This window comes from Streptomyces sp. NPDC048643 (genome assembly GCF_040650615.1).
In the GTDB taxonomy this organism is placed as follows: domain Bacteria; phylum Actinomycetota; class Actinomycetes; order Streptomycetales; family Streptomycetaceae; genus Streptomyces.
In genome coordinates, this window is the sequence record NZ_JBEZHO010000003.1 from 179,198 (window position 1) to 199,877 (window position 20,680).

Here is a 20,680-nt window from a genome sequence, read left to right on the forward strand (position 1 = left end):
GGCCGGACGAAGCGGGACCACCGCCCACCGGCACTGGGAGGGTCGGGAGCCGTACCGGGCGGACGCCGCGATCGACGGAACGTCACCCGGGCCCCAGATGGGTACACGAGTCAGGAATGCGAGCACCGGTGCAGAAGACGCGGCCGAGGCGCACAGGCAAGAAGACGGTCTCCCCTTCCGCGGAGGGTGGCGCCGTCGGCGACGCCACCGGCTCCACGGGCCGGGGCAGGACCGCCCACGTACGCAACCGGCTCATCGTCGCCGTGGCGGTCGTCGCGGCCGCCATCGCCGGAGCCGGGGCCCCCACCGTGCTGGCCGCCTCGCGGCAACTGAACGACTCCCAGAACCTGGTGACGCTCTCCCAGCGCACCCAGCAGGCGCTCACCCTCGCGCACTCCCTGGCCGACGAACGCGACGACGTCACCTCCTACGTCGCCGCCGGCCGCCCCAAGGCCAAGGCGCCCTCCGAGCAGCGCGGCGCCCGCGTCGACCGGCAGGTCGACGAACTGCGGGCCGACGACGAGGCCCCCGCCGCACTCCTCGAGGACCTGGACGGGATCGCCGCCCTGCGGCGCGCGGCCCTCACCGGCAAGAGCACCGCCCTCGAAGCGCACCAGGCGTACTCCGAGGCCATCGCCGAACTCCACGCCCTCGCCGAGGACCTGGCCGACCGCATGCCGGTCCGGGCCGGCTCCGGCGCGCACGCGCTCGCCGAACTGGACACCGCCGTCCAGCAGTCCGCCGCCGCCCGCGGCCTGCTCCTCGCGGCCCTCGCCATCCCGCGCACCACGCAGACCGTCGTCGACCCCATCACGGGCCTCGCGACCACCACGAACACCTCCTCGGCCGCCGGCACCAAGCAGCGCGACGCACTGAGCGGCGCCGCCCAGCAGGCCCGGGTCCGCTCCGACGCGGCCCTCGCCGGCTTCCGGGAGACGGCCCCCAAGAAGGCCGTCACCTCCTACGACTCCACGGTCACCGGCCCCGACGTCGGCTCCGCCGACAAGTACCTGGCGGGCCTCACCGACGAGCCGAAACTCGCGGACGGTGAACTCGACACCTCCGCGGAGAAGCTGAACGCGGCGCTGTCCGCCCGCATCGACCTGATGCGCGGCGCCGAGTCCTCCCTGAACGACCACCGCACCAAGGACCTCGAACAGCTCCGGGACGACGACGTCACCGCCCTGGAGATCCGCGTCGTCCTCCTCGGCGCGCTGCTCCTCGTCGCGGTCGGCGTCACGATTGCCATGGCACGCACGCTCACCCGGCCGCTCTCCGTGCTCCGTCGCGGTTCGGCCCGGCTCGCCGCCGACCCCGGCTCCCAGGAACCGGTCACGTTCACCGGCCGCAACGACGAGTTCGCCCAGGTCGTCCGCTCCGTCAACGCGCTGCACGAGCACGCGGCGGCGCTCCAGGAGCGGCACGCCACCCTCGAAGGCGACCGCAAGCACCTCATCGGCCAGCGCCAGCTGATGGCCGACGAGCGCGACAAGCTGCGCATCGAACTCACCGCCGCCGCCAGCCACTTGGAGCAGGTCCGCGGCACCATCCACGGCACCTTCGTCAACCTCGCGCTGCGCACCCTCGGTCTGGTGGAGCGACAGCTCGGCGTCATCGAGGGCCTGGAGGAGCGCGAGCAGGACCCGGACCGCCTCGCCACGCTCTTCAAGCTCGACCACTTCGCCACCGTCATGCGGCGGCACAGCGAGAACCTCCTCGTCCTCGCGGGCGCCGAGCACGTCCAGCACCACGCGAGCCCCGTCCCGCTGGTCGACGTCGTACGGGCCGCGGTCAGCGAGATCGAGCGCTACGAGCGCGTACGGATCGCCGCGCTGCCGCCGCACGCCCACCTCGCCGGGTTCGCCGCCGATGACCTCAGCCACCTGGTGGCCGAACTCCTGGAGAACGCCTCCTCGTTCTCGCCGCCCGACCTGCCCATCGAGGTCTCCGGCTGGCTCCTGGAGAGCGGTGAGGTGATGCTCTCCGTGCAGGACGAGGGCATCGGCATGACGGACGAGCGGATGAGCCAGCTCAACACCCGGCTCGCCGACTTCGACCCCGAGGACGCCTACGACCAGGAGAGCGGCGAGGGACTCGGGCTCGGCCTCTACGTGGTGGCCCGGCTCGCCCACCGGCACGGCGTCCGCGTACAGCTGCGCGAGCAGAAGCAGGGCGGGGTGGCCGCCGTGGTCGTGCTGCCGAAGTCCCTGCTCGCGGCAGCGCCCTCGTCCACCGTCCCGGCCCCGGCCACCCGTCTCGCCGGAGCAGCCCCCTCGGTGGCCCTTCCCGGCGCCGACGCGGAGGCCAACTCCAACGTCCTGCGCGGCCGTTCGGCCGTCACCCCGCCCCCCGCCGGTGACGAGGACCCGCTGATCGCCGCGGCCCAGGCAGCCGAACGGGACGCCGGTGAACCCACCCCGGACGGTACGCCCGAGCAGGTGGCCGACCCCGAGCCCGGCTCGGCGCGGACCCCGGTCATCCCGGCGCCTCGCGAGCCGCTCGTGCCCACCGCCCCGGCTCCCGAGGCCACGCCCGAGACCACCATGGAGCTGCTGCTCCCGGACCTCGCGACGGACGCCCGGGAACCGCACCCCGCCGACCCGGCGGCCGACCGGAGCACCGAGGCCCCCGCGGCCTTCGTCGAACCGGACGCCGGCCCCGCGCCGGTGCCGTCCGGCGCCGAGGTTCCCGCCGAGCCGCTGCCCCGTCGCGACGGGACACGCACCCCGGCCGGAGCCGCACCCACCGGAGCCGAGGCCCGCCCCGGCGCGGCGCCCGCCCCGGCGGAGCCGCCGCCCGCGCGGGCCGGCACCGACCCCTACGCCATCGGCCCCGACAGCCACGAGCGAGCCCCCGACGAGCGCCCCCGGCTCACCGACAAGGGCCTGCCCAAGCGGACGCCGAAGATCTCCGCCCCCGCCGCGGCGCCACGCCCCCGGGTGGGCGGCGTGGACGCCGACGCCCTGCGGCGCAGGCTCGGAGGGTTCCACCGGGGCGCGGTCGAGGGCCGCCGTGAAGTGGAGGCCGAGATCGCCGACCGGACGGCGGAGACACCCGCCCCCGCGGGACAGACCCCGCCGGCACCCGCGCCCACGGGATCCACGCCCACCGGGCGCCCGCGCACCGCACAGGACGTAGAAGCATCGGGGGGCACCGTCGAGGAGGCAAGCAGTTGACCGCGCCCAGTACCTTCGGCCTGAGCAGCGAAGCCCGCAACCTGCACTGGCTGTTGACGAATCTCGTCGAGGAGGTGCCGGGCCTCCAGTCGGTCGCGGTCGTCTCCTCCGACGGCCTGCTGCTGCTGTCCTCCGACCCCGGCCGCAACGCCGAGGCCCGGACGGCCGACACCACCCGGCCCGCGGGACCCAAGGGTTCGGCGGCCGACCTCGCCACCATCGTCTCCGGCATCGGCAGCCTCACCATCGGCGCCGCCAAGCTGATGGACGGCGGCGGCGTCAAGCAGACGATGGTCGCGATGGAGGAGGGCAGCCTCTTCGTCATGTCGATCAGCGACGGCTCGCTCCTCGGCGTGCACGGTTCCCCGGACTGCGACATGAGCGTGGTGGCGTACCACATGGCGCTCTTCGTCGGCCGGGCCGGACACGTGCTCACGCCCGAGCTGCGCACCGAGCTCCGAAAATCCCTTGAGGCCGAAGCGCTCGGGAGTGCCCGATGACCGTGTCGAACGGTGCTCAGAAGCTCCCCGTGCGCGGCGGCGACCGCAAGCCCGCCCGGGTCCGCCCGTACTCGCTCACCGGCGGACGGACCCGCTTCGGGCACGTCCTGCTCGTGGAGACCTTCGTGGCCGCGCTGGAGGCCCCGGAGGAACGCAAGGAACTGACGAACGGCTCGCTCGCCAACCGGGTCATGCCCGAGATGCGGGCCATCGTCGAACTCTGCCGCCGTATGCGCACGGTGGCCGAGATCGCCGCCCTCCTCAGGATGCCCCTCGGCGTGGTCCGAGTGCTGCTGAGCGACCTGGCGGACCAGGGAAAGATCCGTGTGTACGGAACAGGTCACGGCCCGGGACAGCCGGACCGTGCTCTGCTGGAAAGGGTGCTGAGTGGACTCCGTCGTCTCTGACGCCGCACCTGGCGTCGCCCCTCTCCTCGACGACGAGGAGAACCTTCAGGCCTGGCAGACGGACCGCACGCGTGCGCCGATCGCCACCAAGATCGTGGTGGCGGGCGGCTTCGGCGTCGGCAAGACCACCATGGTCACCGCCGTCTCGGAGATCACGCCTCTCCAGACGGAGGCGCTGATGACCCAGGCCAGCGAGGAGACCGACGACCTCACGGGGACGCCGGACAAGGTGACCACCACCGTGGCCATGGACTTCGGCCGCATCACCCTCGACGACGACCTGGTGCTCTACCTCTTCGGTACGCCGGGGCAGCAGCGGTTCTGGTTCATGTGGGACGACCTGGTGCGCGGCGCGATCGGCGCGGTGGTCCTCGCCGACACCCGTCGGTTGTCGGACTGCTTCCCGGCGCTCGACTACTTCGAGAGCTGCGGACTGCCGTACGTCGTCGCCGTCAACCACTTCGACGGCAGCGAGCGGTTCGAGCCGGACGACGTGCGCGAGGCCCTGACCGTGCCCCCGCACATACCTGTCATGATCATGGACGCGCGCCGTCGGATCTCGGTCGTCGAGACCCTGCTGGCCGTGGTCGGCCACGCGCTGGAAGTCAGCCCCGAATAGGGACGCCTAGGTCCTAGGAGAAACACCCGCATGCGGAAGATACTCGTCGTCGGAGCCGGCCAGTCCGGACTCCAGCTCGCCCTCGGCCTCCAGTCGCAGGGATACGAGGTCACCCTGATGTCGAACCGGACGGCGGACGAGATCCGCACCGGCCGGGTCATGTCGACACAGTGCATGTTCGACACGGCACTTCAGCACGAGCGCGATCTCCAGCTGAACTTCTGGGAGTCCCAGGCCCCGCGGATCGAGGGCCTCGGCGTCTCGGTCGCCGCCCCCGGCTCCTTCGACCCGGGCCCCTCGCAGCGCGCCATCGACTGGGTCGGCAAGCTCGACGGATACGCGCAGTCGGTCGACCAGCGGGTCAAGATGGCCGGCTGGATGGAGACCTTCGCCCAGCGCGGCGGCCAGCTGGTCATCCACGGCGCGGCGGTCTCCGACCTCGACTACTTCTCCCGCACGTACGACCTGGTGCTGGTCTCGGCCGGCAAGGGCGAACTGGTCTCCATGTTCGGCCGCGACGCCTCCCGTTCGCCGTACACCGAGCCGCAGCGCGCCCTCGCGGTGTCCTACGTCCACGGTCTGGGCCCGCGTCCGGAGCACCCGGACTTCGACGCGGTGCGCTGCAACCTGGTCCCGGGCGTCGGCGAGCTGTTCATCATGCCGACCCTCACCACCTCGGGCCGCGCCGACATCCTCTTCTGGGAGGGCATCCCCGGCGGCCCGCTCGACGTCTTCAACGGCGTCAAGGACCCCGCCGAGCACCTCTCGCTCACCCTGGAACTCATGGAGCGGTTCACGCCCTGGGAGTACGCGCGGGCGACGAACGTCGAACTCACCGACGCGGGCGGCACGTTGTCCGGACGGTACGCCCCGACGGTCCGCAACCCGATCGGCCGGCTGCCCGGCGGCGGCCTGGTCCTCGGTGTCGCCGACGTCGTCGTGGCGAACGACCCGATCACCGGGCAGGGCTCCAACTCGGCGTCCAAGTGCGCCGCCGCCTACCTCTCCTCGATCGTCGAGCACGGCGACAAGCCCTTCGACGAGGAGTGGATGCAGGCGACGTTCGACCGCTACTGGGACACCGCGCAGCACGTCACCAAGTGGACGAACGCCATGCTCGGCGTCCCGCCGGAGCACGTGCTCAACCTGATCGGCGCCGCCGGCCAGCTCCAGCCCGTCGCCGACCGCTTCGCCAACGGCTTCAACAACCCGGCGGACTTCGAGAACTTCTTCTACGACCCGGAGAAGACGGGCGCCTACCTGGCCTCGGTCGCCGGGGCGACGGACGTCTGACCAGCGCTCAGGCCATTGTTGTTGCTCGGAGCACCCTCGCTGGCCGTGGCTATGTGAACGAGCGTGAATGGCGGCGAAAGCGGCAGGGCTGAAGTGAGTAATGCCTGTGGTCGTTGCGGCTGTCATGCCGTGTCGACCACAGGCACTGTTCCGGAACGCGCAAGTTATGGGCCGGAATCGATGAAGTAATCGTCCGCTGCTGTCGGAGGCCCCGCAGTAATTGCTTCACGGTACGCTTGATCTACGAGGTCGATGAACCGTACGCCGAGGACATCTCCGTGTTGAGCCGCTGAGAAGGCCCGCCATTTTTCTCCCCCCTCCGCCCAGTGGGCGCGAGCAACCTCGCCCCGGAAATGGTCCCTTAGAGTAACCAGAGCGGCCCCTTCGCTGGTCCTGTTCAAGCGAAAGTCGGTGATCCACGCACTCATGACCAGGTTGACGAAGCCAATCCTCTTGTAGCCCTCGTGTGTGACAGGGTTGCGTGGAGGTTCCCAGCATGCAAGCAGGGTGGGATCGGTCAGGGACAGTATGAGCAGCTCCCGATGTGTGCTGCGCTGTGCTTCCTGGTTTTGGATTTGGTTTTGTTTGGCCTGATATGAGATGGAGGCAATCACCCCGACCAGGGCAGTGGTCGATATTAAGGTTGAAAGGCCTCCGTAAGTCTGGCTGATATTGCTCAGATTTTCCCAATTTAGTCCTGACGGTGCTATCCAGTCGAGGATGAACGGGGTGGCGATCACGAACGCTGTGCTTGCAGTCCCTAGAACAAGCCAGATCGCTATTCTCTGCGGTGTAAATTGCTTCAAAATGCATCCCCTGTCAGGTGCTCGAGCCTCCATGGTGACCAGGCAATGCCCTAGTAACAAGGTCGCGTCCAGGAGGGGCTCTACTCAAGGGGCGGGGCCGCCCGGTCATGCGGAGCCGTGCTCTTGCTTCTACGACCCCGAGAAGACCGGCGCCTACCTGGCCTCGGTCGCCGGGGCGACGGAGGCGTAGCCCTCGTCGGTTCCTTCCGTGGCGTTCTCGGGGAGCTTCGGCGGCGTGTAGTGCCGCAGGGGCTCCCCGCCCGGGTCGGGGCGGACCGCGCCCAGCAGCGGGTTGGCCGCGATGGGGGAGACCTTGATGTCCGTGCCGGGCCGCGGCGCCTGCACGACCATCCCGCCGCCCAGGTAGAGGGCGACGTGCGTGGCCTCGGGGAAGTAGACCACCAGGTCGCCGGGGCGCAGTTCGTCCAGCGGGATCCTCGGGAGGTCGGCCCACTGTTCCTGGCTGGTGCGGGGGACGGGCCGCCCGGCGCGGTCCCAGGCCTGTGAGGTGAGCCCCGAGCAGTCGTAGGCGGCCGGGCCCTCGGCGCCCCACTCGTAGGGCTTGCCGATCTGTCCGACCGCGTAGCGCACGGCCCGCTCGCCCGCCGGCGACGGCGCCCGCTCGCCGCTGAGCGCCCCGGACGTCATGATGGTCCGCTGCGCGGTGTCCGTCCCGGCCTTCTCGGCCCGGTTCAGTTCGGCGATCTGGTCCGCGGTGAGCGAGGCGAGCAGTTTCTGCACGGCGTCGAGGCGCTTACGCACCGCGTCGCGCTCCTTCTTCTGCCGATCGGCGAGCGACAGCTGACCGTCGAGCGCCTTGCGCGCCGCCCGCGCCAGCACGTCGGTCCGCCTCTCGCTGCCGCTGACCCGCTGCACGGTCTCGGCCCGCTCCAGCGACAACTGCCCGATCACGTGACCCTGGTCGAGCGCGTGCTGCGGATCCCGGGCGAGCAGCAGCCGTACGTACGAGGAGATCTCGCCGCTGCTCTGGTACTGCTGGCGGGCCAGCCGTCCGGCGGCTCCGCGGCTGTCGTGCAGCGAGAGGCGGGCCGTGGCGAGGCGGGCGTCGAGCCGGTCGGTCTCCGCGCGCTGCTTCTTGAGCTTCTCCGCGGTGCCGTTGTACGTCTCGGTGGCCTTCTCGGCCTCCCGGTACAGCCGCTGAAGCTCCGTCAGGAGCGTGGCCGCGGACTGCGGGGCGTCCGGGGCGGCGGCGCCGTCGGTGCCACTCCCGTCGTCGTCCGCGGGACCGGCGGAGCTGTCGGCCGTGGGGGCGGGGTCGGGGACGGCCACCGCGGGGGACGGAGCGAGCAGCGCTCCGGCCGCCACCGCCGCCGTACAGACCAGACGTAGAAGTCTTCCTGACATGTCATCACCTCCGGTGCCGGGGCGGCCCGTCCACCACCCGTCTCGCACCGGCAGGATCGAGCGGCCGCGTCCCGGGCGCGCGCCGGGTGACCGTTTCGGCCCAAGAAGGTCACTCGTCGGCGTTGCCGCCCGGCGTGGCGTCGCCCTTGTCGGCGCCCTTGTGCCTGCGCGCGGACCAGGGCCACGCGAACCGGGGGCCCGACCCGTCGTCCTCGGGGTCGTACTCGTACTTCCACCCCTTGTGGAGGCCGAGCCGCCGGCTCGTCGCCGCCTGGACGCGCCGGTACACGAGCACGGTGGGCGGGCCGCCGTCCGCGGCGGGCACCGGGACGCGGTACGTCTTGGGCGGGTGGCCGGTGATCCCGAGCAGCACGGGCAGCACGCGGCCGTCCAGCGGGCCGCCGACAAAGGGGGTGTCTTCGCTCTTCACCGGACCAGTGTCACAGCAGGTGGGCCGCGTCCCCGACAACGGGCAGCACCCGGCGCACCAGCGTCCCCACGATGCCGTCGGGACGCTCCATCGCGAGCGAGGCCCGGACCACCGCGGCGGTCTGCGCGTCGCGCCCTGCGCTCGCCGTGAGCACGGCCACGAACTGCTCGACGAGCCAGTCCCGCAGCTCGTCCAGCGGCGGTTCCTTGCCCTCGTCGAGCCAGACCAGCGAGGCGGCCTCCACCGCCGTGATCCACATCCGTACGGTCATCCGCAGCCGGGGCCCGGGGTCCTGCACCGCGAGGTGGTCGAGGATGTGGTCCGCCGCCGCCCGGCGGACCCCGTCGACGATGGCCGTCGTCCGTGAGGTCTCGATGACGCTGCCGCCCTGGAGCAGGGCGCTGAACCCGGCGTCGTGCTGGTCCACGAAGGCGAGGTAGCGGTCGAGGGCGTGCGAGAGGCGCTCGGACAGCGGCCCCTCCGGGGGTTCCGCGAAGCACTGCTCCAGCTCGTCCGCGGCGGAGCGCAGGGCGGCCTCGTACAACTGCTGCTTGCCGCCCGGGAAGTAGCGGTACACCAGGGGCCGGGACACCCCGGCCGCCTCCGCCACGTCGTCCAGCGAGACCTCCTCGGGCACCCGCTGGGCGAACAGCGAGAGCGCGGCTTCGAGGAGCTGGCTGCGCCGTTCCTCGACGCTGAGACGGCGGTAGGCGGGGGTGGAGGCCTGCGAGGTCATGTCGGGCAGCGTAACCGGCCCGTACACAACTCCCGCACAACGGAGGGTGACCGACGGGACCGGCCCGGGGCCGGTCCCGCCGGTCACAGCGCTCAGGCCAGCAGGCCGGACGACTTCCACAGCCGCCGTCCCGCTCCGCGCAGCACGCCGATGTCGTCCAGGAAGTCCGTCAGCCGCTTGGCGCCGGTCTGCATCACCTCGCGCCGGTGTCCGCTCGCCTTGACCTGGGCCATCGCCTCGCGCCGGTCGAGGCCGACGTTCGTGTACACGTCGGGGTTGATGAAGGCCACCGAGAAGACGCGGGCGAACTCGCCCGAGGTGACGCGGGTGAACTCCTGGGACCAGCGCGGCGCCGTGACCATCTGCCGCCGCAACTCCTCGCGTGCGTAGCGGACGTGCCGGGCCTCCTCCACGACGTGGATGCGCGTGACGCCGCGGACCAGGGTCTGCACCCGCTCGTCCGGGAACGTCAGCCGCTGCATCCAGTCGAGGATCTCCTCGCCGAGCAGCGTCGCCGTGAACGAACCCGGCGTCGTCGAGATGGTCTTGAAGAGTCGCCCGAGGTTCAGGTGCGCCCGGCTCACCGGGTAGTGCGGGGTGCCGCCGCGGGTGATCAGCCGGGCGAACATCTTCGAGTGCCGGCACTCGTCCTCGATCTCGGTCAGCGCGTAGCGCACGTGCGCGCTCGTCGCCGCCTTGTCGTAGATGTGCCGCACCAGCAGCTGCATCAGGATGAGCTCGAACCAGATGCCCAGCGAGGCCAGTGCCGCCGCCTCGTGCTGGGACAGCGCGATCCGCTGCTCCTCGCTCATCCGGTGCCACATCGGGGTGTCGTACAGGGACACCAGCTCGGGCGGCCAGAACCACTTGCCCTCCTCGAAGGGCGCGTCCCAGTCGAGCTCCTTGTCGGGGTCGAAGGAGTGCTTGGCGGATGAGTCGAGGAGGCGCTCGGCCACCTGCTCCCGGTCCTTGAGCAGACCGAGCGCGTCACGGAGCACCTCGGCTTCGGTCACCGTCGTCATGACTGTTTCCACCTCGTCGTACGGGATCAGCGGGGGTTACCGGCGGTCACAACTTATGAGACTGCTTGTCAGCAAGCTCGTCAATCCCCTGGGCCGGACTAGTTGGCGCAACCGGTACGCGAGCGTCCGCGACGCGACACTCCCGACGCGCGAAAACCACTGCGCAACCGGCCGTCGGGCCCGGCATCATCACCCCATGACCCCGCCGATCCCCGCCGACCGCCCAGCAGCCCGCCGCAGCCTCGACGGCCTGGCCCTCGGCGACGCCTTCGGCGAGCGCTGGTTCCCCCTCTTCCGGGACCGGCTCCAGGCGTACGAGGAGATCCGCGCCCGGCGCACCCCGCAGGAGCACACCTGGCACTGGACCGACGACACCGCGATGGCACTCGGCGTGCTGCGCGTCCTCGACGAACACGGCGAGATCCGGCAGACCGAACTGGCCCGGTCCTTCGCCCTCGGCTACGACGCGGACCCCGCCCGCGGCTACGGCTACGGCATGCACGAGCTGCTGCCCCGGCTGCTCCAGGAGCCTGACCGCTGGCCGGAGCTGGCGCGCGCCCTGTTCGGCGGCGAGGGCAGCCTCGGCAACGGCGCGGCCATGCGGGTCGCCCCGCTGGGAGCCTGGTTCCACGCCAGCCTGCCGACCGTCGCCGAACAGGCCGCGCTGTCGGCCGAGGTGACGCACGCCCACCCGGAGGGCGTCGCGGGCGCGGTCGCGGTGGCCACGGCGGCGGCACTGTCCGCGCGGGGCGGCCTCGACCTGGCCGCGGTCGCCGCCGCGACCCCGCCGAGCGCCGTACGGGACGGGGTCGAGAAGGCGGCCGTGCTCTCGTTCGACACCCCGCCCTGGAAGGCCTCGGACGTCCTCGGCAACGGTCAGCGGATCCGCGCCGACGACACCGTGCCCTTCGCCCTCTGGTGCGCCGCCCGGCACGCCACCGACCTGACCGAGGCCCTGTGGAGCACCGCCGAGGGCTTCGGCGACGTCGACACCACCTGTGCGATCACCGGCGGCGTCGTGGCCGCCCGCACCGGCGTCGCAGACGTCGCCGACGACTGGCTGCGCCGCAGGGAACTGGTGCCCGGGGGTCTCTAGACCTCGGTCGAGGCCGCCGACGGGAAGGACGTCCGCAGGGTGAACGCGTGCTGCGTGGGCCCGTGTTCCCGCAGGTGCAGCAGACGGGACTCGGCCTCCTGGACCGTCGGGCGATGACCTGCCGGAACCCACCACAGCGCGGTCATCGCCTCCGCGACCCGATCGAACCACTCGTACCGCCGCGACAGCAGCTCGCGGTGCTGCCCCTGGTACATGAACGCCGTCAGGGCGTTCGGGTCGCGCCAGGTGGACATGTTGATGATCAGCCAGTCGTCCCCGAGGACAGGGACGTCGGTGGCGTTCCCGGAGTCGCTCTGCAACCGCCACACGAAGCCGTCGGCCGCGTCCGCGACCGCGTTCACCGGGTCGAGAGCGTCGACGAAGTCCTTCAACTGCGGTGAGTCCAGAGGGGCCTTGAGGCGGGCTATGTTCACCTGGGCGAGTTCGTGCGCGACGGTCGGCGAGGTCATGAGCGAACGGTAGATCGCCCCGATCCGCCGGAACACCCACGTCTCACAGGACGAGAGAACGGGAGCGGCCGGGCAGGTCCGCGCCCCCCTGTTCAGCGGTCCCCGCGGTCCCGGGTGTCCAGCACCGCCTCCATCACCGACCGGGCGATCGGACCCGCGAAGCCGCCGCCGCTGATGTCCCCGCGGTTCGCCGCCGCGTCCTCGACGACGACCGCCACCGCCACCGCCGGCTCCATCGAGTCGTCGGGCCGGGCCCAGGAGATGAACCACGCGTACGGGGTCCCCGCGTTGCCGACGCCGTGCTGCGCGGTGCCGGTCTTGCCGCCGACGGTGGCGCCGGGGATGGCGGCCACCCTCCCCGTGCCCTCCTCCACCACATCGGTCATCAGCTCGCGCAGCTGCTGTGCCGTCGACGCGCTCATCGCCTGATGGAGCGTCCGCGGGCCCGTCGTGCCCAGGGTCGCGCCGCCGCGCCGGGTCGTCCGCTCCACCAGGTACGGCCTGCGGACCGTGCCGTCACCCGCGACCGCCGCCGAGATCATCGCCATCTGGAGCGGGGTCGCCCGGGTGTCGAACTGACCGATGGACGACAGCGCCAACTGCGCCTTGTCCAGCCGCAGATCGAAGTTGCTCGGCGCCACCGAGAACGGGATGCGCAGCTTGCGGTCGTTGAAGCCGAAGTCCGCCGCCGTGTGCGTCATCGCGTCGAGCCCGACGTCCACCCCCAGCTTCGCGAACACCGTGTTGCACGACCAGGTGAACGCGTACCGCAGCGAGGCGTCCTCGCAGCCCTCGATCTCGTTCGTGAGCCGCGTCGTCGTGCCGGGCAGCCGGTACGGGTTCGGCGAGTCGCTCGGCGCGTCCACGTCCTCCACCACCCCCGCGTCCAGCGCCGCCGCCGCGGTCACCACCTTGAACGTCGACCCCGGCGGATACGTCTGCCGGATCGCCCGGTTGAGCATCGGCTTGTCGTCCTGCGCGTTCAGCCGCGCCCACGCCTTCGAGACGGCCGGCCCCGTCCCGGACAGCACCCCGGGGTCGTACGACGGAGTGGAGACCAGCGCCAGGATGCGGCCGGTCGACGGCTCGATCGCCGCGACCGCGCCCCGGCGCGCGCCGAGTCCCTCGAAGGCCGCCCGCTGCGCCGCCCCGTCGAGCGTGGTGACCACCTTGCCGCCCGGGTTCCGGGCCCGCGTGAAGTCGTTCCACAGCGGGAACGGGTCCAGCATCTGGTCGGCGCCGGACAGGACGCCGTCCTCGGTGCCCTCCAGCAGCGTCGTCCCGTACACCTGCGAGGCGAACCCGGTGACCGGTGCGAACAACGGGCCGTCCCGGTAGGTACGTTCGTAGCGGAGCTGCTCGCCGGTGTCCTTGGAGCCGGTGACCGTCCTGCCGTCGACGACGATGTCCCCGCGCGGCTGGCCGTAACGGGCGATCGCCTGACGGCGGTTGGCGGGGTTGCCGTCGTACGACGGGGCCTGGACGACCTGGACGCGGGCGGCGTTGACCAGCAACGCCACCAGCAGCACGGCGCACAGCCCGACGGCCCGCCGGATGTACTTCGTCATGGTGTCTCCGTCCCGTCGTGCTGACCGCGGGCGCTGTCGCTGATCCGGATCAGCAGCGCCACGATGATCCAGTTGGTGACGACCGAGGAACCGCCCTGCGCGAGGAAGGGCATCGCCATGCCGGTCAGCGGGATCAGTCCGGTCACCCCGCCCGCGATGACGAAGACCTGGAGGGCCACGATCGAGGCGAGCCCGATCGCGAGGAGCCGGCCGAAGGGGTCGCGTACCGCAAGTCCCGCGCGGTAGCCGCGTTCCACCAGGAGCGCGTAGAGGAGGAAGATCGCGGACAGGCCGACCAGTCCCAGCTCCTCGCCCGCGGTCGCGAGGATGAAGTCGGACTTGGCGGCGAAGCCGATGAGGATCGAGTGGCCGAGCCCGAGGCCGGTGCCGAGCAGCCCGCCGGAGGCGAACGCGAACAGCGACTGGGCCAGCTGATTCGGGCCGTCCCCCGCGGTGATCGAGGCGAAGGGGGCCAGCCAGTCCGCCACCCGGCTGTGCACGTGCGGCTCCAGCCGGCCCACCGCCACCGCGCCCACGGAGGCCAGCATGAGCCCGACCGCGATCCAGCCGGTGCGGCCGGTGGCGACGTACAGCATGATCACGAACAGGCCGAAGAACAGCAGTGAGGTGCCGAGGTCCCGCTCCAGGATCAGCACCAGCACGCTCAGCAGCCAGATCGCCACGATCGGGCCGAGCACCCGGCCGGTGGGCAGCTGGAGCCGCCGGAACCGCCAGATCTGCCGGCCGCTGTACGCGAGCGCGTTGCGGTTGACGGCGAGGTAGCCGGCGAAGAACACCGCGAGCAGCACCTTCGCGAACTCGCCCGGCTGGATGGAGAACCCCGCGATCCGGATCCAGATGCGGGCGCCGTTCACCGCCGGGAAGAAGATCGGCAGGACGAGCAGGGCGAGCGCGCTGACCACCGAGACGTAGGTGTAGCGCTGCAGGACCCGGTGATCGCGCAGGAAGAGCACGGCCACGATGAAGAACGTGACCCCGAGCGTCGACCAGACGAGCTGGATCGGCGCCGCCTGGTCGTCCGGGGTCTCCAGGTCCAGCCGGTAGATCAGCACCAGGCCCAGACCGTTGAGGAGGACGCCGATGGGCAGCAGCAGCGGATCGGCGTACGGGGCCCGCAGGCGCACGGCCACGTGGGCGAGGAGCGCGAGCACGCCGAGCCCGGCGCCGTAACCGGCGGCGCCGGGCGGGACGGTGCCGTTCTTGGCGAGACCGACAGCGCAGTATCCGTACACGCTGAGCAGGACGGCGAGGACGATGAGGGTGAACTCGACGCCACGGCGCCTGGGCAGGCGTACAGCGGGAGGGGCCGGTTCCACCGCCACGGCCGTTCCGGACATTCCGGGCTGGGTCATGTCCGGAACGTAGCAAGTGGTCGACCTGATGTCCCGTTATGAACTGACAAACCGGCCGTTCCGGTTCACCTGTGAGGGTGCCGAGCCGTCAGCACCAGCGGGGTGCCGCACCGATGTTGTCGATGTAACGGGCGGCGCCCCAGGCCCAGGTGCCGTCGGTGAGCAGGTACCAGAGCGGGTTGCCGTCGACCTTCTGGCCCGGGGTCTTGCAGTAGATCGAGACGATCTCGCCCTGCCGCGCGACCCGGATCAGCTGGCTGCCGCGGTTGGGCGCGCTGCGCAGCGCGAGGCCGCCGCGGGCGGTGATCCTGCCCTTGTACTGGCGCGGGTTGTCCTGGCGGCCGTCCCCGCGACCGTTGCCGGTCTCGCGGCCGTCGCCGCCACTGCCGTTGCTCCACTCGCGGCCGTCGCCGTCACCGTTGCCGCCGCCACTGGTGTTGTTCCACTCGTGGCTGCCGGTGCCGCTGCCGCTACCAGTGCTGTTGCTGTTGCTGTTGCTCGCGAAGCCCCCCTCCCCGTCGGCGAGGGCGGGGCCGGCCGCCGTGAGCGCGACCATGCTGCCGGCGGCGAGAGCTATGGCGATTCGGGTGTGCGTGGACCGCAGGGACATGGGGTGCTCCTCCAGAAAGGGGGCGAAGCTGACTAATCGCCACATTAGGAGGGGGAACCGGGGACCGCAGGTCACATTCCGCCATCGGGGACGCCGGGCTCTCCCCGCCCGTCCTGAGGGAGCGTCAGCGTCGCCACCGCGCCGCCGTCCGGCGCGTTCGCGAACTCCAGGCGCGCACCCAGCACCTCCGCCTGGCCGAGCGCGATGGTCAGCCCGAGCCCGTGGCCCGTCGCACCGCCCTCGGTACGGAAACGCTGCGGCCCGTGCTCCACGAGGTAGTCCGGATAGCCCTCCCCGTGGTCCCGGACGGTGACGACCGGCCCGTCGACCGTCAGCACCACCGGGCCCGCGCCGTGCTTGTGCGCGTTCGCCACCAGATTCCCCAGCACCCGCTCCAGCCGCCGCCGGTCCGTCTCCACCCGCGTCGCCCGCACCACGAGCACCTCGGTGTCCGTCCCCGACGCCCGCACCACCCGCTCGGCCAGCGGGACCAACGGCTCGGAGTCCAGCTCCAGACGCTCCCTGCGGGCGTCGAGCCGCGAGATCTCCAGCAGGTCCTCGGTGAGCGTGCGCAGCGTCGCCACCCGGTCGAGCACCAGCTCCGTGGGCCGCCCCGGCGGCAGCAGTTCGGCCGCCGCGTGCAGCCCGGTCAACGGCGTCCGCAACTCGTGCGCCACGTCCGCCGTGAACCGCTGCTCGCTCAGCAGCTTGCGCTGCAACGACGAGGCCATCGTGTCGAGCGCGCCGGCCACCGCAGCCACCTCGTCCTGCGCCCGCCGCGGATTCTGCGCCCGCGGGTCGTCGACGCGCGCGTCCAGATCCCCCGCGCTGATCCGCCGCGCCACCCGCGCCGTCGCGTGCAGCCGCCGCGTCACCCGCGTCACCGCGAAGGCGCCGACCAGCAAGGTCGCGCCGATCGCCAGGGCCGACGACCACACGATCGCCCGGTCCAGGGCGTCGATGGTGTGCGCGCCCTGGGCGTAGTCGTACTGCACGGCCAGCGCCCGGCCGCCGTCGGCGGGCCCGGCGGCCCACATCGTCGGATGCGTGTCGTGCTCGCCGACCATCGAGCCGCGCCGGCCCGCCACCGCCAGCTCGCGCAGCCGCGCGGGCAGTCCGGGCGGGTCCACGGCCGCGCCCGGCGGCAGCCGGTCGCCCGCCTCGTACGCCGCCGTGACATCCGTGAGCCGGTCGAGCGCGCGGTTGCGCGCCTCGCCGACGGTCTGGTCGGTCACCGACACGTGCACGAGGACGCCGAGCAGGGCCGCGAGCCCGCAGCACATCACCGCGATGAACGCGGCCGCCTTCCAGGTCAGCGTGGCGGTCCAGTCCGGCAGCCGCAGCCGGGGACTCATGAACCGCTCGCGGACGGACCGGCGGACGGCGAGGCCGAAGGAGAGTGCGCGGGGGAGGGGATCAGGGGTAGCGGTGGGGCGTGCGAGCCCCGCGGGGTCGGCGGGCCGACCCGCAGGATCTCGTCGCGGGTCGCGAGCATCGCGTTCTGGTGCGGATCCCAGGACCAGACCGTACGGAACTCGTAGCCCGGCAGCGTCGAGGGCGACCGGATGATCACCTCCCGGCCCGCCAGCTCCACACTGACCACGCTGTCCGAGGTGCCCATCACCTCCACCAGCTTGTGGTGCAGGAACGTGTAGACGCGCACCGCCAGCTGGTCCTTCGGGAAGCGGATGCCAAGCACCAGGTCGTCCTTGCCGTCCCCGGTCAGGTCGCGGTAGTACGCCTGGAGGATCGGGCACTTCTTGCCCTGTGCCCCGCGTTCACCGCAGTCCTTGAGCTGCTTCACCGTCTCCGCGTACGGCGCGTGCGGTCCGGTGTAGTCGTCCGGATGGGCAGCCACCTCGGCGCGCACCACGGCGACCGGATCGACCTTGTGGATGTCGTCGCCGGGCGCGGTGACACCCTTGACGGTCTCGGTGTCCGCCTCGCCGTAGTCGATCGCGGGCGTCGAGGCGGGCGCGAGCTGCGGCCACAGCCTGCTCGGGCCCACGGCGGTCGGCGTCGCACCCGCGCCGCGCAGGTCGCCGGAGTCCCCGCAGGCCGTCAAGGCGACCGCCAGCACGGCGGTGACGGCGGCTCCGAGAACGGCGCGCACCGGCCCGGAGGCCGTGCGCGCGAGGCGGCTGTGGGTCACTGCGCTCCTGCGTCCGGGCCGACCGTCCGGGGGCGCGGAAGCGCCGCTACCGCACGTGGTCGACGAAGAGAATGCTGCCGTCGGGGCGGCGGCCGACCTCGACGGACCCGCCACGGACATCCGGGCACGCCCCGGGACGGCCGGTCGCCTCGTACACCTTATTCATATGGAAGTCCTTTTTGTTCATCCGGGCCCCGAAGGGCCCCTCACTGCCGAAGGGCAGATGCGCGCGAGCGCCGCGCCGCCCGACCTGTGCGGGAGTGCCTACCCCCTCAACTCTGTCTCGGCCAGTGCTCCGATGCTCACGTCGGTGGGTAAGGCCATTGTTCGGGTTTCAGCGTGGCGACCTTAACCACGTATGTAGGGTGACGTCCGTGCAGCTCAGGTACGGGTTCCGTCTGTATCCGAACGGCCCGCAAGGCTCGGCGTTGGCCAGGGCGTTCGGGTGCGCCCGGGTGGTCTTCAACGATGCGCTTCGCGCTCGTGAGGAGGCGCGTGCCGCCGGACTGGCGTTCGTTACCTTGGGCGAACTGTCCAAGCGGCTCACGGCCGCGAAGAGGACGACGAAGCGGGTTTGGCTGGCTGAGGTCTCCTCGGTGATCCTCCAGCAGTCGTTACGCGACCTGGACGCCGCCTACCGGAACTTCTTCGACGGCCTGGTCGGCAAGCGCCCGAAGACGGGGCCACCCCGTTTCAAGTCCAAGAGGGATACCCGGCAGGCCATCCGGTTCACCGGCAACGGCAGATGGAAGATCACGCACGGCGGCAAACTCCGGCTGCCCAAGATTGGTGACGTGACGGTGAAATGGTCCCGTGGACTGCCGGCCGACCCCACCACCGTGACCGTGGTCAAGGACAGTGCGGGAAGGTATTTTGCGTCGTTCGTCATCGAGACTGGCCCGGAAGAAGTCCTGGCGCCCACCACGCCCGAAGTCGGAGTAGATCTCGGTCTCGGGCACTTCGCTGTTCAGTCGGACGGCCGGAAGATCGACAGCCCACGCTTTCTGCGTCGGGCCGAGAAGCAACTCAGGAAGGCTCAGCGCTCGCTATCCCGTAAGGACAAAGGGAGCGCCAACCGGGGCAAGGCCCGTCTCCGGGTCGCCCGCGCTCATGCGCGGGTGGCCGATGCGCGTCGCGAGTTCCACCACCAGCTCTCCACCCAGCTGATCCGCGAAAACCAAGCGATCGCGGTGGAAGACCTGGCAGTGAAAGGACTTGCCCGTACCCGCTTAGCCAAGTCCGTGCACGACGCGGGGTGGTCGCAGTTCGTGAGCATGCTGGAGTACAAGGCCAGCCGCTACGGCCGCACCTTCGTGCGCATCGGCCGGTTCGAACCGACGTCTCAGGTCTGCTCGGATTGCGGCATCAAGGACGGCCCCAAGCCTCTCCACATCCGAGAGTGGACCTGTGGAGCCTGCGGCACCTTGCTTGACCGAGACATCAACGCGGCGGTCAACGTCGCAAAGGCGGCCGGACTGGCCGTATCAGCCCGTGGAGCGCAGGTAAGACCGGGACTCGTCCCGGCGCAGTGTGATGAAGCAGGAACCCACCCGGAGCCGCCCCGCAGCACGGAGCGGCCGACGGGAATCGCCCCCGACAAGATGGGCGAGGATGTCAATCCGCGAGCTCTTCGAGTAGCCGCGCAGTGCTGAGCCCGGCCCGCAGGTACTCCACGAACAGCTGGTTGTGCAGCGCCCACGGCGAGCGCCGGGCCCTGATCAGCCGGATCGCGTCGTCGGCGGAGTGTCCGGCGAGGACGAGCGCGTGCGCGACGACCAGCCCCGACCGGTTGTACCCGTGATAGCAGCGGACCAGCACCCGCCGCCCCTCCTCCAGCGCGTCGTCCGCCGCCTGCGCGAGCCGCATGACCCCCGTCAGCTGCGTCCCGTCCAGGGGTCCGTCCGGTATTGCCCACACATGGTGCTCGACGCCCGGGTCGGGCCCGTGCCCCGGTAGCCGCAGCAGCGTCAGGACCAGGTCGAACTCGTCCCGTACGACCACGGTCTCGGCCGGTCCGGCCCGTCCTGCGAACTGGTGCCCGCCCATCCACAGGCCCGGCACGATCTCGCTCCACGGGCTGTCCGGAGCCGGAACATCCGGATGCTTCCTGCGACCCCGCAACGGCGCCTCCCACCCAACTCCCCCAACTCCCCCAACTCCCCTCAAAGGTAACCGGGTTCTTGCCCCTGGAGCACCCCGCCTGTTCCCATGGACGGGGGTGATGGGCATGAACCGACTGCGCGTCGTACCGACCCGGCGCCACGGACAGGAACGCCTGTACGTGTGCGGGACCGACGGAAGGAACGTCGCCTGGTACGACCGTGAGGCGGCCCGGGTCAACCTGCTCAGCGAGGACCGGCGCGACGACGTCCTGCACGCGCTGGGCCCCTTCCTGACCGGCCCCGTGACGGTCGGCCCGCCCTCCGTCCCGACCCCGGCCGAGCTGGCCCGGCTGACCCTGCACCCGGACGACGACCTGGCGCCGAACCGTCCCGGCGAGGCCCTGGTGATCGACCTCGACCGCGACCCCGGTCCGGCGCGCCGGCTGCGCCCCGACCCGCGCCGCCGCGCACTCGCGGCGGAACAGGCGGTCGGCGCGGCCTTGGACGACCTGGAGGGCGGCGGCTGGCACAGCCTGCACTCGCTCCCGCTGCCGGGCGGTGACCGCGTCCACCACCTGGTCATCGGCCCGGCGGGGCTCTTCTGCGTCCGCGCCCTGTACGCCCGCAGGCAGCGCGTCCTGGTCGCCGACCCGATGGTCACCGTCGGCCGCCGCGAGGCGCAGCCGCTGCTGCGCCGGGTCCGCGCGGACGCGGACCGTGCCGCGCACGCCCTGACCGCCCAGGTGCACGCCGTCCTCGCGGTGGTTGAGGCGGCCCGGCTCGACGTCCTTGCCCCGCCGCGGCGGATCCGCGTCCTGCGCGACACCGACCTGGCCGGTCTCGCCCGGCTCGGCGGGGTCCTGAAACCGGCCGACGTGGAGGCACTGCACGCGATGGCCCGGGACCGTCACACCTGGCTGCGGGTGTGAGGAGGGGCGGGGTGGTGCCGGGCCGC

At 71.6% G+C, this 20,680-nt stretch carries 20 protein-coding genes; 8 read left to right on the forward strand and 12 right to left on the reverse strand.

Annotation, left to right across the window (positions count from 1 at the left end; genetic code table 11):
* Window positions 1-116 precede the first annotated feature (116 nt).
* The 5 genes from AB0C62_RS04580 to AB0C62_RS04600 are packed head-to-tail and all read left to right on the forward strand — an operon-like array spanning window position 117 to window position 5,995.
* The gene (locus tag AB0C62_RS04580) at window positions 117-3,176 is read left to right on the forward strand and encodes a nitrate- and nitrite sensing domain-containing protein (protein WP_362969586.1); all 3,060 of its coding nucleotides are present in this window, start codon (window positions 117-119) and stop codon (window positions 3,174-3,176) included.
* Window positions 3,173-3,676, forward strand: a complete 504-nt coding sequence (locus AB0C62_RS04585) for a roadblock/LC7 domain-containing protein (protein WP_164371842.1) — start codon at window positions 3,173-3,175, stop codon at window positions 3,674-3,676. The genes AB0C62_RS04580 and AB0C62_RS04585 overlap by 4 nt, the downstream gene beginning before the upstream one ends.
* A complete protein-coding gene (locus tag AB0C62_RS04590; protein WP_362969587.1) occupies window positions 3,673-4,083 on the forward strand; it encodes a DUF742 domain-containing protein in 411 nt (136 codons plus the stop codon). Before AB0C62_RS04585 ends, AB0C62_RS04590 begins: the two co-directional genes overlap by 4 nt.
* Window positions 4,064-4,702, forward strand: a complete 639-nt coding sequence (locus AB0C62_RS04595) for an ATP/GTP-binding protein (RefSeq protein ID WP_081219399.1) — start codon at window positions 4,064-4,066, stop codon at window positions 4,700-4,702. Before AB0C62_RS04590 ends, AB0C62_RS04595 begins: the two co-directional genes overlap by 20 nt.
* 30 nt (window positions 4,703-4,732) lie before the next feature.
* Entirely contained in the window at window positions 4,733-5,995 is a 1,263-nt protein-coding gene (locus AB0C62_RS04600) for a styrene monooxygenase/indole monooxygenase family protein (RefSeq protein WP_362969588.1), read from the forward strand.
* 164 nt (window positions 5,996-6,159) lie between these two features.
* On the opposite strand, the gene AB0C62_RS04605 is transcribed toward AB0C62_RS04600, so the two are convergent.
* The 5 genes from AB0C62_RS04605 to AB0C62_RS04625 all read right to left on the reverse strand — a co-directional run bounded on the left by AB0C62_RS04605 (window position 6,160) and on the right by AB0C62_RS04625 (window position 10,354).
* Window positions 6,160-6,735, reverse strand: a complete 576-nt coding sequence (locus AB0C62_RS04605; RefSeq protein ID WP_362969589.1) for a DUF6082 family protein — start codon at window positions 6,733-6,735, stop codon at window positions 6,160-6,162.
* A gap of 219 nt (window positions 6,736-6,954) precedes the next feature.
* Window positions 6,955-8,166 carry an NlpC/P60 family protein gene (locus tag AB0C62_RS04610; RefSeq protein WP_362969590.1) on the reverse strand — a complete coding sequence of 404 codons (1,212 nt, stop codon included), beginning with the start codon at window positions 8,164-8,166 and terminating at the stop codon, window positions 6,955-6,957.
* 109 nt (window positions 8,167-8,275) lie between these two features.
* Window positions 8,276-8,596, reverse strand: coding sequence for a hypothetical protein (locus AB0C62_RS04615; protein ID WP_362969591.1), 321 nt, complete (start codon window positions 8,594-8,596; stop codon window positions 8,276-8,278).
* 10 nt (window positions 8,597-8,606) lie between these two features.
* Window positions 8,607-9,332, reverse strand: coding sequence for a TetR/AcrR family transcriptional regulator (locus AB0C62_RS04620; protein ID WP_362969592.1), 726 nt, complete (start codon window positions 9,330-9,332; stop codon window positions 8,607-8,609).
* Between the two features lie 92 nt (window positions 9,333-9,424).
* Window positions 9,425-10,354: a diiron oxygenase gene (locus AB0C62_RS04625; protein WP_362969593.1), complete on the reverse strand. Its 930-nt coding sequence runs from the start codon at window positions 10,352-10,354 to the stop codon at window positions 9,425-9,427.
* Window positions 10,355-10,550: 196 nt separating this feature from the next.
* Between AB0C62_RS04625 and AB0C62_RS04630 the strand changes: the two genes are divergently transcribed.
* Window positions 10,551-11,450, forward strand: coding sequence for an ADP-ribosylglycohydrolase family protein (locus tag AB0C62_RS04630; protein ID WP_362969594.1), 900 nt, complete (start codon window positions 10,551-10,553; stop codon window positions 11,448-11,450).
* Here the strand turns inward: AB0C62_RS04630 and AB0C62_RS04635 are convergent.
* The 6 genes from AB0C62_RS04635 to AB0C62_RS04660 form a co-directional block, all read right to left on the reverse strand.
* Window positions 11,447-11,920 carry a DUF3291 domain-containing protein gene (locus tag AB0C62_RS04635; RefSeq protein WP_362969595.1) on the reverse strand — a complete coding sequence of 158 codons (474 nt, stop codon included), beginning with the start codon at window positions 11,918-11,920 and terminating at the stop codon, window positions 11,447-11,449. The genes AB0C62_RS04630 and AB0C62_RS04635 overlap by 4 nt on opposite strands.
* A gap of 92 nt (window positions 11,921-12,012) precedes the next feature.
* On the reverse strand, window positions 12,013-13,488 hold the full coding sequence (locus AB0C62_RS04640) for a penicillin-binding transpeptidase domain-containing protein (protein WP_362969596.1): 1,476 nt from the start codon (window positions 13,486-13,488) through the stop codon (window positions 12,013-12,015).
* Window positions 13,485-14,861: an FtsW/RodA/SpoVE family cell cycle protein gene (locus AB0C62_RS04645; RefSeq protein ID WP_362969597.1), complete on the reverse strand. Its 1,377-nt coding sequence runs from the start codon at window positions 14,859-14,861 to the stop codon at window positions 13,485-13,487. Before AB0C62_RS04645 ends, AB0C62_RS04640 begins: the two co-directional genes overlap by 4 nt.
* A gap of 88 nt (window positions 14,862-14,949) precedes the next feature.
* Window positions 14,950-15,471 carry an SH3 domain-containing protein gene (locus tag AB0C62_RS04650; RefSeq protein WP_362969598.1) on the reverse strand — a complete coding sequence of 174 codons (522 nt, stop codon included), beginning with the start codon at window positions 15,469-15,471 and terminating at the stop codon, window positions 14,950-14,952.
* A 71-nt stretch (window positions 15,472-15,542) separates the two neighbouring features.
* Window positions 15,543-16,826 carry a HAMP domain-containing sensor histidine kinase gene (locus AB0C62_RS04655; RefSeq protein WP_362969599.1) on the reverse strand — a complete coding sequence of 428 codons (1,284 nt, stop codon included), beginning with the start codon at window positions 16,824-16,826 and terminating at the stop codon, window positions 15,543-15,545.
* Complete coding sequence (locus AB0C62_RS04660) at window positions 16,823-17,623, reverse strand: hypothetical protein (protein ID WP_362969600.1); 801 nt, start codon at window positions 17,621-17,623, stop codon at window positions 16,823-16,825. The genes AB0C62_RS04655 and AB0C62_RS04660 overlap by 4 nt, the downstream gene beginning before the upstream one ends.
* A 374-nt stretch (window positions 17,624-17,997) precedes the next feature.
* Between AB0C62_RS04660 and AB0C62_RS04665 the strand changes: the two genes are divergently transcribed.
* Complete coding sequence (locus tag AB0C62_RS04665; RefSeq protein ID WP_362969601.1) at window positions 17,998-19,275, forward strand: RNA-guided endonuclease TnpB family protein; 1,278 nt, start codon at window positions 17,998-18,000, stop codon at window positions 19,273-19,275.
* Here AB0C62_RS04665 and AB0C62_RS04670 read toward each other — a convergent pair.
* Window positions 19,238-19,744: a dual specificity protein phosphatase family protein gene (locus tag AB0C62_RS04670; protein WP_362969602.1), complete on the reverse strand. Its 507-nt coding sequence runs from the start codon at window positions 19,742-19,744 to the stop codon at window positions 19,238-19,240. The genes AB0C62_RS04665 and AB0C62_RS04670 overlap by 38 nt on opposite strands.
* 106 nt (window positions 19,745-19,850) lie before the next feature.
* On the opposite strand from AB0C62_RS04670, the gene AB0C62_RS04675 reads away from it, so the two are divergent.
* Entirely contained in the window at window positions 19,851-20,654 is an 804-nt protein-coding gene (locus tag AB0C62_RS04675; protein WP_362969603.1) for a nuclease-related domain-containing protein, read from the forward strand.
* Window positions 20,655-20,680 lie beyond the last annotated feature (26 nt).

Coding starts and splice junctions, on each gene's coding strand:
- AB0C62_RS04645 (WP_362969597.1), bottom strand. CDS start 14,861: ATGACCCAGCCCGGAATGTCCGGAACGGCCGTGGCGGTGGAACCGGCC.
- AB0C62_RS04650 (WP_362969598.1), bottom strand. CDS start 15,471: ATGTCCCTGCGGTCCACGCACACCCGAATCGCCATAGCTCTCGCCGCC.
- AB0C62_RS04655 (WP_362969599.1), bottom strand. CDS start 16,826: ATGAGTCCCCGGCTGCGGCTGCCGGACTGGACCGCCACGCTGACCTGG.
- AB0C62_RS04675 (WP_362969603.1), top strand. CDS start 19,851: ATGAACCGACTGCGCGTCGTACCGACCCGGCGCCACGGACAGGAACGC.
- AB0C62_RS04600 (WP_362969588.1), top strand. CDS start 4,733: ATGCGGAAGATACTCGTCGTCGGAGCCGGCCAGTCCGGACTCCAGCTC.
- AB0C62_RS04580 (WP_362969586.1), top strand. CDS start 117: ATGCGAGCACCGGTGCAGAAGACGCGGCCGAGGCGCACAGGCAAGAAG.
- AB0C62_RS04635 (WP_362969595.1), bottom strand. CDS start 11,920: ATGACCTCGCCGACCGTCGCGCACGAACTCGCCCAGGTGAACATAGCC.
- AB0C62_RS04640 (WP_362969596.1), bottom strand. CDS start 13,488: ATGACGAAGTACATCCGGCGGGCCGTCGGGCTGTGCGCCGTGCTGCTG.
- AB0C62_RS04630 (WP_362969594.1), top strand. CDS start 10,551: ATGACCCCGCCGATCCCCGCCGACCGCCCAGCAGCCCGCCGCAGCCTC.
- AB0C62_RS04590 (WP_362969587.1), top strand. CDS start 3,673: ATGACCGTGTCGAACGGTGCTCAGAAGCTCCCCGTGCGCGGCGGCGAC.
- AB0C62_RS04625 (WP_362969593.1), bottom strand. CDS start 10,354: ATGACGACGGTGACCGAAGCCGAGGTGCTCCGTGACGCGCTCGGTCTG.
- AB0C62_RS04620 (WP_362969592.1), bottom strand. CDS start 9,332: ATGACCTCGCAGGCCTCCACCCCCGCCTACCGCCGTCTCAGCGTCGAG.
- AB0C62_RS04610 (WP_362969590.1), bottom strand. CDS start 8,166: ATGTCAGGAAGACTTCTACGTCTGGTCTGTACGGCGGCGGTGGCGGCC.